The organism is Kineococcus xinjiangensis (assembly GCF_002934625.1).
GTDB classification, from domain to species: Bacteria; Actinomycetota; Actinomycetes; order Actinomycetales; family Kineococcaceae; genus Kineococcus_A; species Kineococcus_A xinjiangensis.
In genome coordinates this window covers 84,072-98,147 of sequence record NZ_PTJD01000007.1, presented here as the reverse complement: position 1 = coordinate 98,147, position 14,076 = coordinate 84,072, and the positions used below count along the sequence as shown (strand labels likewise).

Annotated in this window: 14 protein-coding genes; 6 read left to right on the top strand and 8 right to left on the bottom strand. The window is 75.1% G+C overall.

All coding sequences use genetic code 11. From position 1 onward, the window contains the following. Positions 1-46: 46 nt before the first annotated feature. The 4 genes from paaC to CLV92_RS11145 form a co-directional block, all read right to left on the bottom strand. Complete coding sequence (gene paaC, locus CLV92_RS11160; RefSeq protein WP_104432907.1) at positions 47-862, bottom strand: 1,2-phenylacetyl-CoA epoxidase subunit PaaC; 816 nt, start codon at positions 860-862, stop codon at positions 47-49. Continuing rightward, entirely contained in the window at positions 859-1,230 is a 372-nt protein-coding gene (gene paaB, locus CLV92_RS11155; protein ID WP_170112748.1) for a 1,2-phenylacetyl-CoA epoxidase subunit PaaB, read from the bottom strand. Before paaB ends, paaC begins: the two co-directional genes overlap by 4 nt. Beyond that, complete coding sequence (gene paaA / locus CLV92_RS11150) at positions 1,227-2,195, bottom strand: 1,2-phenylacetyl-CoA epoxidase subunit PaaA (RefSeq protein WP_211291075.1); 969 nt, start codon at positions 2,193-2,195, stop codon at positions 1,227-1,229. The genes paaB and paaA overlap by 4 nt, the downstream gene beginning before the upstream one ends. 121 nt (positions 2,196-2,316) lie before the next feature. Continuing rightward, positions 2,317-2,937, bottom strand: a complete 621-nt coding sequence (locus CLV92_RS11145) for a TetR/AcrR family transcriptional regulator (protein WP_104432905.1) — start codon at positions 2,935-2,937, stop codon at positions 2,317-2,319. A 116-nt stretch (positions 2,938-3,053) separates the two neighbouring features. On the opposite strand from CLV92_RS11145, the gene paaI reads away from it, so the two are divergent. Genes paaI through CLV92_RS11125 form a run of 4 tightly spaced genes read left to right on the top strand, consistent with a single transcriptional unit; the run spans position 3,054 to position 6,280 of the window. After that, positions 3,054-3,554, top strand: a complete 501-nt coding sequence (paaI, locus tag CLV92_RS11140; RefSeq protein WP_211291054.1) for a hydroxyphenylacetyl-CoA thioesterase PaaI — start codon at positions 3,054-3,056, stop codon at positions 3,552-3,554. Further along, a complete protein-coding gene (gene pcaF / locus CLV92_RS11135) occupies positions 3,551-4,756 on the top strand; it encodes a 3-oxoadipyl-CoA thiolase (RefSeq protein ID WP_104432904.1) in 1,206 nt (401 codons plus the stop codon). The genes paaI and pcaF overlap by 4 nt, the downstream gene beginning before the upstream one ends. 37 nt (positions 4,757-4,793) lie before the next feature. Beyond that, positions 4,794-5,633: an enoyl-CoA hydratase/isomerase family protein gene (locus CLV92_RS11130; RefSeq protein ID WP_104432903.1), complete on the top strand. Its 840-nt coding sequence runs from the start codon at positions 4,794-4,796 to the stop codon at positions 5,631-5,633. 44 nt (positions 5,634-5,677) lie between these two features. Then, entirely contained in the window at positions 5,678-6,280 is a 603-nt protein-coding gene (locus tag CLV92_RS11125; RefSeq protein ID WP_104432902.1) for an NYN domain-containing protein, read from the top strand. A gap of 81 nt (positions 6,281-6,361) precedes the next feature. Here the strand turns inward: CLV92_RS11125 and CLV92_RS11120 are convergent, their stop codons facing one another. From CLV92_RS11120 to CLV92_RS11110, 3 genes are read right to left on the bottom strand one after another with little or no spacing between them, the layout of a single operon-like run. Further along, positions 6,362-8,755: a glycoside hydrolase family 65 protein gene (locus CLV92_RS11120; protein WP_104432901.1), complete on the bottom strand. Its 2,394-nt coding sequence runs from the start codon at positions 8,753-8,755 to the stop codon at positions 6,362-6,364. After that, positions 8,752-9,501, bottom strand: a complete 750-nt coding sequence (locus tag CLV92_RS11115) for a beta-phosphoglucomutase family hydrolase (RefSeq protein WP_104432900.1) — start codon at positions 9,499-9,501, stop codon at positions 8,752-8,754. Before CLV92_RS11115 ends, CLV92_RS11120 begins: the two co-directional genes overlap by 4 nt. 41 nt (positions 9,502-9,542) lie before the next feature. After that, entirely contained in the window at positions 9,543-10,301 is a 759-nt protein-coding gene (locus tag CLV92_RS11110) for an IclR family transcriptional regulator (RefSeq protein ID WP_104432899.1), read from the bottom strand. A gap of 187 nt (positions 10,302-10,488) precedes the next feature. Between CLV92_RS11110 and CLV92_RS11105 the strand changes: the two genes are divergently transcribed. Further along, entirely contained in the window at positions 10,489-12,387 is a 1,899-nt protein-coding gene (locus CLV92_RS11105) for an FAD-binding monooxygenase (RefSeq protein WP_104432898.1), read from the top strand. A 34-nt stretch (positions 12,388-12,421) separates the two neighbouring features. Here the strand turns inward: CLV92_RS11105 and CLV92_RS11100 are convergent, their stop codons facing one another. After that, positions 12,422-12,982, bottom strand: coding sequence for a hypothetical protein (locus CLV92_RS11100; protein ID WP_211291053.1), 561 nt, complete (start codon positions 12,980-12,982; stop codon positions 12,422-12,424). Positions 12,983-13,043: 61 nt separating this feature from the next. Here CLV92_RS11100 and CLV92_RS11095 point away from each other — a divergent pair, with 61 nt between their 5' ends. After that, positions 13,044-14,033: a helix-turn-helix transcriptional regulator gene (locus CLV92_RS11095; RefSeq protein ID WP_104432897.1), complete on the top strand. Its 990-nt coding sequence runs from the start codon at positions 13,044-13,046 to the stop codon at positions 14,031-14,033. Positions 14,034-14,076 lie beyond the last annotated feature (43 nt).

The following is a 14,076-nucleotide window of genomic DNA, read 5'->3' as shown; positions in this document are numbered from 1 at the left end:
TCCGCGGCGAGCACCGTCCCGGTCTCGGCGAGCACCGGCTGCTCGTTCACCAGGTCGCTCCGGGGTGCGAGCGCGCCAGGTGCTGCATCTCCGCGAGCAGGTAGCCGAAGCACTCCGTGTGCAGGCCCCGGCGCCCCCCGGTGGCGACCCGCACGGAGGACGGGCGCGCCAGGCCCGCCTCGGCGAGGACCGCGTCGACGTCGGCGTCCCAGCGCGGGCGCACGCTGGCAGGGTCCACGGCGACCCCGCGCACGGCGAGGGAGCGGACGAGGTCGTCGCTCTCGAACAGCTCCGCCGCGAAGGGCCAGAGCCGGTCGAGGGCCGCCTGCATCCGCCGGGAGCTCTCCTCGGTGCCGTCACCGAGGCGCAGGGTCCACTGGACGGCGTGGTCGCGGTGGTACGCGACCTCCTTCACGCCCTTGCCGGCGACCCCGGCCAGCACCTCGTCGGCGCTGGTGGTCAGGGCCTGCAGCAGGGGCAGCTGGTAGCAGGAGAACAGCAGCTGCCGGGCGATGGTGCCGGCGAAGTCGACGTCGGGCTGCTCCACGAGCTGGCAGTTGAGGAAGTCGCGCTCCTCGCGCAGGAACGCCAGGGCGTCCTCGTCGCGCCCGCGGCCCTCCAGCTCCCCGGCGCGGGCCAGCAGCGGCCGGGCCTGCCCCAGCAGGTCGAGGGCGATGTTGGCCAGGGCCACGTCCTCCTCCAGCTGGGGGGCGCGGGTCAGCTGGGCGCCGAGGCGCTGGGCGAGGACGAGGGCGTCGTCACCGAGGCGCAGCAGGTACTGCACGGTCGCCGCGGTGGTGCCCGCGCCGGTGGCGGGCTGGTCGACGGGGGCGGAGCTCTCGACGCGGGCGGGGGCGCTCACAGGTGCTGCACCCCCTCGGGCACCTCGTAGAACGTCGGGTGCCGGTAGGCCTTGTCCGCGGCGGGGGCGAAGAACGGGTCCCGCTCGTCGGGACTGGAGGCGGTGATGGCGGCGGCCGGGACCACCCAGAGGGAGACCCCCTCCTGCCGGCGGGTGTAGACGTCGCGGGCGTTGCGCAGGGCCATCGTGGCGTCGGGGGCGTGCAGGCTCCCCACGTGGGTGTGTGCCAGGCCCCGGCGCCCGCGCACGAAGACCTCCCACAGGGGCCAGTCGCGGCGCGAGGCGCGGGTGGGCGTGGGTGTGCCGGTGGCGACCCCCTCCACGGGCACGGCGCCGTGGCCGCCCTCGGCGCGCACCTCGGCGCTCACGCCGCCACCTCCGCGCCGGCCCGGGCGGCGTGCTTGGCGGCGTAGGCGTCGGCGGCCTCGCGCACCCAGGCACCCTCCTCGTGGGCGCGCACGCGGTGCTCGACGCGCAGGGCGTTGCAGGGCCCGTTGCCGCGCAGCACCTCGTGGAACTCCGTCCAGTCGATGGCCCCGAAGCGGTAGTGGCCGCTCTCGGCGTCCCAGCGCAGTTCGGGATCGGGCAGCGTGAGGCCGAGCGCCTCCGCCTGCGGGACGGCCATGTCCACGAAGCGCTGGCGCAGCTCGTCGTTGGAGAACCGCTTGATCTTCCACGCCATGGAGCGGGCGCTGTTCGGCGAGGCGTCGTCGGGCGGGCCGAACATCATCAGCGACGGCCACCACCAGCGGTCCACGGCGTCCTGCGCCATGGCGTGCTGCTCGGGAGTGCCGCTCGAGAGGTGGTGCAGGATCTCGAAGCCCTGCCGCTGGTGGAAGGACTCCTCCTTGCAGATGCGCACCATGGCCCGGGCGTAGGGCCCGTAGGAGCAGCGGGTGATGGGCACCTGGTTCACGATGGCGGCGCCGTCGACGAGCCAGCCGATGGCGCCGACGTCGGCCCACGTCGGCGTCGGGTAGTTGAAGATCGAGGAGTACTTCTGCCTGCCGGCGTGCAGGAGGTCCAGCAGTTCGGCGCGGTCGACGCCGAGGGTCTCCGCGGCGCTGTAGAGGTAGAGGCCGTGGCCAGCCTCGTCCTGCACCTTCGCGAGCAGGATCGCCTTGCGTCGCAGGCTGGGGGCGCGGGTGATCCAGTTCCCCTCGGGCTGCATGCCGATGATCTCGGAGTGGGCGTGCTGCGCGATCTGCCGGATGAGGGTCTTGCGGTACGCCTCGGGCATCCAGTCGCGCGGTTCGATGCGCTCCTCGGCGGCAACGGTGCGCTCGAAGCGCTCGGCGAGCGCCGCCTCGTCGGGTTCCACGGCCGCCTGCAGTGCGGGCGACGGGTCGGTGACCGGCACGGCTCCTCCTCGAGACCAACCGAACGTTCGGTTGCAGCGTGGCGCAGCGACCCGCCGTCGTCAAGGGGGGTCGAGGCGGCCGGGCGCGGGCGCGTCAGCGGGCGCGGAGCCCGTCCAGGGCGAGGGCCAGGACGGCGTCGGCGAGGCCGTCGGTCTCCGCCCGCGAGCCCGCGCCGCCGCCACGCGCCGACTTCGGCCGGTACCACTCCACGACGGAGTTGATCATGCCGAAGACGAGGCGCGTCACCAGGGCGGGGTCGAGGTCGGCGCGCAGGTCGCCCTCCTGCGCCGCGCGCGCGGCGAGGGCGGCCACGGCGGCGTCGAAGTCGCGGCGGCGCTGCAGCGCCCAGCGCTCGGTCTCCGTGTTGCCGCGGACCCGCAGCAGCAGCGTGACGTAGGGCAGCTCGGCGACCAGCACCTCCACCTCCCGCCGCAGGACGTGCTCCAGCCGGGCGAGGGCGGGGCCCTGCGTGGCGGCCGGCTCCTCCAGGACGGCGAAGAGCGGGTCGAGGGCGCGCTCGAGGGCCAGGTGCAGCAGGTGCTCCTTGCCGTCGACGTGGTGGTAGATCGACGACTTCGACACCCCGGCCGCGCGCGCGAGGTCCTCCATGCTCGTGCCGTCGTAGCCGCGCTCCGTGAAGACCCGCACGGCCACCGCGAGCAGGGAGGCGGTGTCGTAGCGCTGGACCCGTCGGGCTGTCTGCGGTGCGGCCATGCCGGGAGCATGGCACGGGCGGGACGCGCCACGACCGGTGATCGGCCGGGGTCTTGACGGCGGCGCCCACCAGCGCGTAAACCGAACGTTCGGTCGAAGACGACGAGGAGAGCACCGTGGCCCCCACCGCCCCCGTTCCGGCGGCGCCCCCCGACGTCGCGGCCGGCACGCAGGAGCTCGCCGAGCGCACCGTCGGGGCGCTGCGCGCCGCCGACACCGTCGCCGCGCACCTCGGCATCGAGCTGCTGTCCGTCTCCCCCGGCCGCGCGGCCGTGAGCATGCGGGTCGCGGCGGAGATGACCAACGGCCACGGGATCACCCACGGCGGCTACGTCTTCCTCCTCGCGGACACGGCGTTCGCCTACGCCTGCAACAGCCGCGGCCCGGCGACCGTCGCCGCCGGCTGCGACATCGACTTCCTGGAACCCACCCGCGCCGGGGACGAACTCGTCGCCACCGCGGCGGAGCGCAGCCTGCGGGGGCGCAGCGGAATCTACGACGTGACCGTGACCTGCGCGGGCCGTGCCGTCGCAGAGTTCCGCGGCCGCAGCCGCACCCTGCCCGTCCCGGCCGGGAACGCCCCGGACCCGGCAACCACGAGGGGAGCACGTCAGTGAGCTCGGGACAGAGCACCGCCTACCTGGTGGACGGCGTCCGCACGCCCATCGGCCGCTACGGCGGGGCGCTGAGCGCCGTGCGGCCCGACGACCTGGCCGCCCACGTCCTGCGGGAGCTCGCCGCCCGCAACCCGGGGGTCGACCCCGCCGCCGTCGACGACGTGGTGCTGGGCTGCGCGAACCAGGCCGGAGAGGACAACCGGGACGTGGCGCGGATGGCGCTGCTGCTCGCCGGATACCCGCACACGGTCTCCGGCACCACCGTCAACCGCCTCTGCGGTTCCGGGGCGGACGCCGTGGCGACCGGGGCGCGGGCGATCGTGGCGGGCGAGGCGGACCTCGTGGTCGCCGGCGGCGTGGAGAGCATGAGCCGGGCCCCGTTCGTGATGGCGAAGGCCGAGCAGCCGTTCTCCCGCACCGCGCAGGTCTTCGACACCACCATCGGCTGGCGCTTCGTCAACCCAGCCCTGGAGGCGGCCTACGGCACGCACTCCATGGGCGAGACGGCCGAGAACGTCGCCGCGGAGGACGGCGTCTCCCGCGAGGACCAGGACGCCTTCGCGCTGCGCTCCCAGCAGCGCGTCGCCGCGTCCCGGGCCCTGCTCGCCGAGGAGATCGCCCCCGTCAAGGTCCCCGGCCGCCGCGGCGCCACCCTCGTCGAGCACGACGAGCACCCCCGCGAGACGTCCCTGGAGGCGCTCGCCCGGCTGCGCCCCGCCTTCCGCGAGGGCGGCAGCGTCACGGCGGGGAACTCCTCGGGGGTCAACGACGGCGCCGCGGCCCTGCTGCTGGCGTCGGCGGACGCGGTGCGCCGCTACGGCCTGCGGCCGCTGGCGCGGGTGGCCGGGACCGCCACCGCGGGCGTGCAGCCGCGCACGATGGGGCTGGGACCGGTGCCGGCCACCGAGAAGCTGCTGGCCCGCCACGGCCTGGGCGTCGGCGACCTCGACGTCGTGGAGCTCAACGAGGCGTTCGCCGCGCAGGCGCTCGCGGTGCTGCGGCGCCTCGGCCTGCCCGACGACGCCGAGCACGTCAACCCCAACGGCGGGGGCATCGCGCTGGGGCATCCGCTGGGTTCCACCGGGGCGCGCCTGGTGCTGACGGCCGCGCGGGAGCTGGACCGCCGCGGCGGCCGCCACGCCGTCGCCACGATGTGCGTGGGCGTCGGGCAGGGCGTCTCCGTCCTGCTGAGCGCCCCGTGATGCGCGGCAGCGTCGAGGTGCGGGAGGGGGAACGGCGATGACGTCGGTGGAGGGCAGGCAGGTGGACGGCACGAAGGTGGACAGCACGCCGGCGAGCGCGAGCGTCGCGGAGGACGGCGCGGTCGCGGTCCTGACGCTCGACCGGCAGGCACGGCGCAACGCGCTCGACCTGCCGGCCGCCGCGGAGCTGGCCCGGGCGCTCGACGGGCTGGCCGAGTCGGTCGCCGCCGGCCGGATCCGCGCGGTGGTCGTGACCGGTGCGGGCGGCAGCTTCTGCGCGGGCCGCGACATCGCCGGCGTGGACCCGGCCGCGGAAGACGCCGGGCAGGTGCTGGCGGACGTCTTCAACCCGCTGGTGCGCCGCATCGCGGACCTGCCCGTCCCGACCCTGGCCGCGGTGGAAGGCCCGGCGCTCGGTGTCGGCCTGGGTCTCGCCCTGGCCTGTGACCTGGTCGTGGCCGCGGAGGACGCGAAGCTGGGCTCCCCCTTCGGCCGGATCGGGGCCGTGCTCGACAGCGGCGCGCACCTGTTGATGGCCGAGCGCATCGGGCGCCCCCGCACCCTGGAACTCGTCTACACCGGCCGCCTGCTCGACGGCGCGCAGGCGGCCGCGTGGGGGCTGGTCTCCCGCGCGGTGGCCCCGGGCAGCGCGCTGGCGGAGGCGCTGACGACGGCGCGGGCGCTGGCGCAGGGGCCGACGCGGGCGTTCGCCGCGAGCAAGCACCTGCTGGCGCGCATCCGCGACGAGGCGCTGCCCCTGGCGGAGGTGCTCTCCCTGGAGGCGGCGGTGCAGCGCGAGCTGAGCGCGGGAGCCGACTACCGCGAGGGCTTCGCGGCGTTCCAGCAGAAGCGGTCGCCGGTGTTCCGCGGCGCCTGAGCACCGGTGTGGTCGGCCCGCGCCGGACCTGGGATCATGCAGGCATGGGGTTGGGCGGCGGACCGAGCGAGTGGGACGAGTACGAGTGGTTCCGCCTCGCCGACCTCCCGCCGGCCCCGGAGGCGGCGCAGGCGACGCCGGACCCGTTCGGCGAGGTCCTCTGCGGCCTGGTGCAGGGCTACCCCGTCTGGGCCGACGCGCCCCGGGTGCTGCTGGTCGACCTCGACAACCTGCGGGCGGCGCCCGGGCGGCTGCGGGCGCGGATGGCCGTGGTCGTCGAGCTGGCCCGGCAGGCCGACCACGTCGCCCTCGCCGGGCAGGTCGGGGCGGTCGCCAGGGCCCGGCCGTGGCTGGCGGAGTTCGCCGCCCGGGCGCAGGCCGTGCCCGACGGCGCCGACGTCGCCGACCTGGTGCTGCTCGCCGCGGCGCAGGCCGTCGAGGGTCCGATCGAGACCCTCATCGTCAGCAACGACGGCATCTTCGCCGAGCTGGCCGAGCGCGGGGACCTGACCGTGCTGTCGCCGGGGATGGACGCCCTCAGCGACCGGCTCTACGGCGCGGCGAGCCTCCTGATCGACCTCGCCGCGCTGGAGCGGGAGGCCGCGGCCCTCGTCGCCGAGGAGACCTCGGGGGCCCGCACGCGCTGACCCGCAGCGGTCACCCCCCCCCGCGACGAGGGGCGCCGGCGGGCACGGACGCGGAGGGCACCCGAGTCACCGCGGCAACCGTCACAGCAGGGCGGGCCCGGACGGGGTCGGCCGGGCCGCCGGGGCGCGGCCGGGCGGCTGCGGGGGCCGTGGCAGCAGCGGCGCCCGCGGGAGCACCGGCAGCGTCAGCGGGACGCCCGCTTCGACGGTGACGTCCTCCCCCGCGTGCCGCAGCCGCAGACCGGCCACCCCAGCGCCGTCGGAGCCGTCGGAACCGTCGCGCAGCAGGTACGTCGCCCGGTCCGGTTCGACGTCGACGCTGAGCCGGCGACCGTGCCAGCGCAGCGTGAAGCGGAGCCGGTCGATGTCCTGGGGCAGCCTCGGGTCGAAGGAGAGCGTCCCCCCGTGGTCGCGCAGGCCGCCGAAGCCGTTGACCAGCGCGATCCACGTCCCCGCCAGGGAGGCGATGTGCAATCCGTCGCGGGTGTTGCGGTGCAGGTCCCTCAGGTCCACCAGGGCGGCCTCCCAGGTGTAGTCGTGGGCGAGGTCGAGGTGGCCCACCTCGGCCGCCACGACCGCCTGCACACTGGCCGAGAGGGAGGAGTCGCGCACGGTGCGGCGCTCGTAGTAGTCGACGTTGCGCGCCTTGTCCTCCCAGGCGAAGCGGTCCCCGAACCACACCATGGCCAGCGCCAGGTCCGCCTGCTTGACGACCTGCCGGCGGTAGAGGTCGAAGTACGGCGCGCTGAGCAGCAGCGGGTAGTCCGCGTGCGCGGCGAAGTCCCACTCCGGCAGCCTGGTGAAGCCCTCGTGCTGGGGGTGGACGCCGAGCTCGGGGTCGTAGGGGACGTGGACGGCGTTCGCGGCGTCGCGCCAGGAGGCGCCCTCCTCCATGTCGACCCCGAGCATGCGGGCCAGGTCGGGGTTGCGCCGCACCGCCGCGGCCGCCGCACGCAGGTTCGCCGCCGCAGCGAGGTTGGTGAAGACGTTGTCGGCCACCACGGCGGTGTACTCGTCGGGCCCGGTGACACCGACGACGTGCCAGCGCCCGTCGCGGTCGTGGTGGCCGAGCGACATCCACAACCGCGCGGTCTCGACCAGCAGCTCCAGGCCGCCCTCGCGCTCCAGCGAGTCGTCGCCCGTCACGGTGCGGTAGCGGTCCACGGCCAGGGCGACGTCGGCGTTGAGGTGGAAGGCCGCCGTGCTGGCCGGCCAGTACCCCGAGCACTCCGCCCCGCCGATGGTGCGCCACGGGAAGGCGGCGCCGCGGAGGCCGAGCTCCCGCGCGCGGTGGCGCGCCTGCCCGAGCGTGGCGTGGCGCCAGCGCAGCGCGTCGGCGGTGGCCTCGGGTGCGGTGTACGTGAGCACGGGCAGGACGTAGGCCTCCGTGTCCCAGAACGTGTGCCCGTCGTAGCCGGGCCCCGTCAGGCCCTTGGCGGGGATGCAGCGGCCCTCGGAACGGGCACCGGCCTGCAGCACGTGGAACAGGCCGAAGCGCACGGCCTGCTGCACGACCGGATCGCCCTCCACCTGCACGTCGGCGGCGTCCCAGAACTCGTCGAGGTAGGCGCGCTGCTCGGCGAGGAGACCGTCGAGGCCGCTGTAGCGGGCGCCGGTGAGCGCGCTGGCGACCTGGTCGCGCAGCGCCTGCTGGGAGCGGCGGCTGGACCAGCCGTAGGCCAGCGTCTTCTCCAGCCGCACCCGCTGCCCCGGCTGCAGGACGGTGACAAAGCTGGTCCGGGCCCAGTCCTCCGCGGCCCGCGTCTCGGCCTGGACGCGGCCCGGCGACTCGAAGCGGTGGTCCATCCCCGCCGCCATCTGCCGGCCGCTGGCGCGCGTGCGGTGCACCAGCACCGCCCTGAGGTCGGCCGCGTCCTGCTCGACGGGAACGAGGGGCGAGCGGAGCGCGGCGGCGGCGCGCGGGTCGCCCGAGCCGGTGGGAACCGCCTCGTTGGCCACCAGGAGGGACTGGATGATGAGCCGGACGGGCGCGTCGACCGCTTCGACGACGTACTCCAGCGCGGCGACGGCCCGCTGCGTGAAGGAGACCAGGCGCACGGTGTGGACGCGGACGCGGCGCCCGGCGGGCGAGATCCACTCCACGTGCCGCGTCAGGGTTCCCGCGCGCAGGTCCAGCACCCGCTCGTGCGCGACGAGCTGCCCGTAGCGCACGTCGAACGGCTCGTCGTCGACCATCAGCCGAACGAGCTTGCCGTTGGTGACGTTGACGATGCTCTGGCCGATCTCCGGATAGCCGTAGCCGGCCTCGGCGTGCGGCAGCGGGCGCTCCTCGAAGAAGGAGTTGAGGTAGGTGCCAGGCACGCCGTGCGGTTCGCCCTCCTCCAGGTTGCCGCGGAAGCCGAGGTGGCCGTTGGACAGCGCGAAGACCGACTCGGACTGCGCCAGCACGTCGAGGTCCAGGCGCGGCTCGCGCACCTGCCACGGGTCGATGCCGAACGTGGAGCGGCCGATCACCCCGCGGCTCCGTCCAGGAGCTCGGCGAGGTCGGCGACGACGAGGTCGGCCCCGTGCCGGCGCAGCTCGTCGGCGTGGTCGACGCGGTCGACGCCCACAACGCAGCCGAAACCGCCCGCGCGGCCGGCCTGCGCACCGGCCAGGGCGTCCTCGAAGACCGCCGCGCGCTCCGGGGCGACGCCGAGGGCCCGGGCGGCGGCGAGGAACCCGTCGGGTGCGGGCTTGCCGCGCAGGCCCTGCTCGCGCAGCGTCAGGCCGTCCACCCGCAGCTCCACGAACTCCGCGAGGCCGGTCACCTGCAGCACCTGGGCGGTGTTGGCGCTGGAGGACACCACGGCCCGGCGCAGGCCGGCCTCGCGGGCGGCGGCGAGGTAGCGGCGGGAGCCCTCGTAGACCCGCACGCCCTCCTCCTCGATGCGGCGCAGCAGCTCCACGTTCTTGCGGTTGCCCAGGCCGTGGACGGTCTCCGCGCCCGGCGGGTCGTCCGGGCCGCCCTCGGGCAGGGCGAGGCCGCGGCTGGCGAGGAAGTCGCGGACGCCGTCCTGACGGGGTTTGCCGTCGACGTGGCGGGCGTAGTCCTCCACCGGGTCGAACGGCACGAACGGCTCCCTCGTCCGGTCGGAGCGCTCCCGCAGGAACGCGTCGAACGTCGCGGTCCAGGCCGCGTCGTGGACCGCCGCGGTGTCGGTGAGCACGCCGTCGAGGTCGAACAGGCACGCCTCCACGCCGTCGGGCAGTCCCAGCACGTCGCACCGCCTCCGTCGTCGCAGTGGTCGGGGTGCCGACCCTAGGACTCCCGCACGGCCGGGGCGAGCCGCGTGCCGGCGCCGGGCTCACCGTGCGGGGCTCCGCCCGGTGCTCGCCCCATCGCCGCGGCGAGGCCCCCGGCCGCTGCGGCGAGGCGCGCGCCCAGGCGCCCCTCGTCCAGCGCCGCACCGTCGATGTAGACGACGGCGAGGGCGCAGGGTTCCTCCAGGTGCGCCGGCACCGGCACCGCGACGGCCCGCAGGCCGGGGATGACCTCGTCGTGGGAGGTGGCCCATCCCCGGCGGCGCACCTCGGCGATCTCGCCGGCGCGCGGGCCGCCCGCGGCCCCGGGGCGGGCCGCGAGCAGCGCCAGCCCCGGAGCGCCCCGGTCCAGCGGGTGGACGGTCCCCGGGCGCTGGGCGAGGCTCGCGCCGGCGCGGCGCGGTTCCACGCTGGCCAGCGTGACGCACTCCTCGCCGCGGGCGACGACGAGGAAGGCGGTGACGCCCAGGTCGGCGGCGACGGCCTCGAGGACCGGCTCGGCAGCGGTTCGCAGGTCCGGCAGGACCGAGCGCGACAGCACGGCCAGGCCGACCCCCGGGCGGTAGCGCCCGGCCGCGTCACGCTCGACGAGGCGGTGGGCCTCCAGCGTCCGCACCAGCCGGTAGGCGATGGAACGGTGCAGTCCGAGACCGGCTGCGACGTCGTCGACGCTCAGGGCCCCGCCCGCCGCGGCGAGCAGTTCCAGGACCTGCAGCCCGCGCGACAGCGTCTGCGACAGCACTCCCTCGGTCGCCACGTCTCCTCCTCCTCGCGCCGGTTCCGCGCTGGTTCCCGCAGCGGCCTGGACCGCTGAGCCCGCCCCCGTGTCCGTCGGCCTTGACGGCTCCACCACGCCTGCCTAGCGTTGCTCTGCTTGCGAATTCAGAATTCTAATACAGAACGCGTCCTCGACGCGGGGTTCCACAGAGAGGTGGGCAGATCCCGTGCAGTTCCACCACCACGGATACGTCTCCGGCGACCCGCGGATCGAGCCCGCCGCCGGCACCGGCCTCAACCGGCCCGACGACCTGCCGGACGAGGTCGACGTGCTCATCGTCGGCACCGGCCCCGCCGGGATGATCACCGCCGCGCAGCTCGCGCAGTTCCCCGGCGTGGTGACGCGGATCGTCGAGCGACGCGGCGAACGCCTCGCCATCGGCCAGGCCGACGGCATCCAGGCGCGCAGCGTCGAGACCTTCCAGGCGTTCGGCTTCGCCGGGCGGATCACCGCCGAGGCGTACCGGATCACCGAGACGGCGTTCTGGAAGCCGGACCCCGCCGACCCGTCCCGCATCGTCCGCACCGCGCTGACCCCGGACGACCCCTCGGGCATCAGCGAGTTCCCGCACCTCATCGTCAACCAGGCCCGGGTGCTGGACCACTTCGCGGAGTTCATGGCCTCCTCCCCCACCCGCATGCGCCCGGACTACGGCTACGAGTTCGTCGGCCTGCAGGTCCACGACGGCCGGGAGCACCTGGTCGAGGTGACCCTCGCCCGCACCTGCGGTGAGCGCGCGGGCGAGACGCGCACCGTCAGGGCGAAGTACGTCGTCGGCGCCGACGGCGCGCGCAGCCGGGTGCGCGCCTCGATCGGCTGCACCCTCGCCGGGGCGTCGGCCAACCACGCGTGGGGGGTGATGGACGTGCTCGCCGTCACCGACTTCCCCGACGTCCGGCGCAAGTGCGCCATCCAGTCCGCGGCGGGCAGCATCCTGCACATCCCGCGGGAGGGCGGGCACCTGTTCCGGATGTACGTCGACCTCGGCGAGGTCCCCGAGGGCGGCAGCCACGCCGTGCGCAGCACGACCCTGGAGCAGGTCATCGCCAAGGCGCAGCAGATCCTGCACCCCTTCACCCTCGACGTGCGCGACGTGGCCTGGCACAGCGTCTACGAGGTCGGCCACCGCCTCACCGACCGCTTCGACGACGTGCGGCCGGAGGAGGCCGGCACCCGCACCCCGCGGGTGTTCATCATGGGCGACGCCTGCCACACGCACAGCGCCAAGGCCGGGCAGGGGATGAACGTCTCCATGCAGGACGGCTTCAACCTGGCCTGGAAGCTCGGCCACATCCTCGAGGGCCGCAGCCCCGAGGAGCTGCTCACGACCTACTCCAGCGAGCGGCAGGTGGCCGCGCAGAAGCTCATCGACTTCGACCGCGAGTGGTCCACCCTCATGGCCAAGAAGCCCGAGGAACTGGCGGACCCCACCGAGCTCGAGCGGTACTACGTGCGCACCACCGAGACCCTCGCCGGCATGGCGACGCGGTACGCGCCGTCGCTGGTGGTGGACGAGCCGGTCCACCAGGACCTCGCCGCGGGCTTCCCCGTGGGCATGCGGTTCAAGTCCGCGCCGGTCGTGCGCGTCTGCGACGGCAACCCCGTGCACCTCGGCCACCAGGCCAGGGCCGACGGCCGCTGGCGGCTCTACGCCTTCGCCGACGCGGCGGCACCCGGGCGGGCCTCGGCGGTCGACGAGCTCGCGCGGTGGCTCACCGGCGCACCGGACTCCCCGGTCGCCGCCACGCCGGCAGGCGCCGACCCCGACGCGTGGTTCGACGTCAAGGTCGTCTACCAGCAGGCGCACGCCGAGGTGGACATCTCGGCGGTGCCGCAGCTCTTCACGCCCCGGGTGGGGCCCTTCCGGCTGCTCGACCTCGAGAAGGTGTACGCCGCCGACCCGGAGGCGGACGTCTTCGACCTGCGCGGCCTCGACCGGCGCGGTGTCCTCGTCGTCGTGCGCCCGGACCAGTACGTCGCCGCGGTGCTGCCGCTGACCGCGCGGGAGGAGCTCGCCGCCTTCTTCGCCCCGCTCCTGCGCCTGCCGCGGGGCGCGGGGGTCTGACGTACCGGCTGGCCCACCGTCGAGGGAGGACGTGTCATCCTCGCGCCCTGACGAACGCCATGGTGAAGTTGGTGAACCACGTCTCGCCGTCGTCGAGGGAGAAGGCCTGCTCCCAACGGGCGGTCGCCGGACCCGTCACCGTCCACTCGAAACGGACGTCGACGTCGCGCCCGTCGATGCGATCACGTCCGTGGAAGAGGCCACGTGCTTCCTCGAACCGGCCGGCCAGCGGCGAGTCGAGGTGGCCGGGATTGCGGTTCGAGGCCCACCAGATCCGCCAGGTCCGGTCCCTGGGGTCGAAGAGGCGCAGCGAGAACCCGACGAAGGGCTGACCGTCCGGCCCGGTCGCGGTCTCGCAGGAATCGGTGTTGCCCAGGCCTCCCAGGAGGGGGCGCGCGCGCTGGGTCATGAGGAACTCGTGCCAGTCGTCGCAGCGCGGGTCGAGCATGTCGTGAGCCCGGCGGGCCCTGACCTGCCAGTCGCCGAACAGGAAGTCGAAGTCGGCGCGCCCGTCGGCGGGCGGGGCGTCCACGAGGGCCCGCGCGGCCGGGTGATCTGCGGTCGGCACATCTGCGGTGGGGTGCTCAGCGGTCATGGCGCCAGCCTCCCGGCAGATGCTGACAACCCGTGTCAGCGATGGCTGGGAAGATCCCGGGATGAGTTCCAGCCGCCTGCTGTCCCTGCTGATGCTCCTGCAGGTCCACGGCAGGCACACCGCGGCGCAGCTCGCCGCGGCGCTCGAGGTCTCGGTCCGCACCGTCTACCGCGACGTCCAGGCGCTGCAGCAGACCGGCGTGCCGATCACCGCTGAGCCGGGCCCAGCGGGAGGCTTCGAGCTGGTGCAGGGCTACCGCAGCGGCCTCACCGCCCTGACCGGGCCGGAGGCGGAGACGCTCTTCCTCACGGGCCTCCACGGACCCGCCACCGACCTCGGGCTCGGAGCCCAAGTGCGATCGGCGCGGCTCAAGCTCGAGGCGACGCTGCCGGCCGAGTTCCAGCAGCGGGCCGTGCGGGCGCGCCGCACCTTCCACCTGGACCCGGCCGGCTGGTACCACCAGGCCGACGACGTCCCCTGGCTGACCGCTGTCGCGGAGGCGGTGCGGCGAGGCCGGCGGATCCGCGTCGGCTACCGGAGCTGGCGGCACCCGGAGGGGATGGTCCGCCTGCTGGACCCCTACGGCTTGGTGCTCAAGGCCGGCACCTGGTACCTGGTCGCCGCCTCGACCAGCGCGTCGGCGGCTGCTTCGACACCGCGCACCTACCGGATCAGCGAGATCAGCGAGGTGACCCCGCTCGACGTCCCCGCCGACGTCCCGGGCGGATTCGACCTGCAGGCCCACTGGGAGGAGCACGTCGCGGGCTTCCTGGCCCGGCTGCACCCCGACCTGGCCGAGCTGCGGCTGACGCTCGCCGGGGTTGCGCTGCTCCAGCGACTCTCCGTCGCGGCCGCGCCCCTGCTGGTCGACCTGGTGCACGACGAGGACGGGTGGGCCCGCACCACCGTCCCGGTCGAATCCGGGGAGGCCGGAGTTCGGCTGCTCCTGCAGCTGGGACCCGACGCGGAGGTCCTCGCACCCGTGGACCTGCGCAGCGCGATCGCCGATCGGACACGACGGATGGAGGCGCTCTACCGGTCGGGATCGTGACCTCGGCGGCGCCCGGCCGTTGCAGAGAGCCGCCGGACGGGCG

Excerpts from the sequence above, each read along its gene's own strand:
- CLV92_RS11145 (WP_104432905.1), bottom strand. The coding sequence starts at position 2,937 with ATGGCCGCACCGCAGACAGCCCGACGGGTCCAGCGCTACGACACCGCC.
- CLV92_RS11125 (WP_104432902.1), top strand. The coding sequence starts at position 5,678 with ATGGGGTTGGGCGGCGGACCGAGCGAGTGGGACGAGTACGAGTGGTTC.
- CLV92_RS11130 (WP_104432903.1), top strand. The coding sequence starts at position 4,794 with ATGACGTCGGTGGAGGGCAGGCAGGTGGACGGCACGAAGGTGGACAGC.
- CLV92_RS11095 (WP_104432897.1), top strand. The coding sequence starts at position 13,044 with ATGAGTTCCAGCCGCCTGCTGTCCCTGCTGATGCTCCTGCAGGTCCAC.
- CLV92_RS11100 (WP_211291053.1), bottom strand. The coding sequence starts at position 12,982 with ATGACCGCTGAGCACCCCACCGCAGATGTGCCGACCGCAGATCACCCG.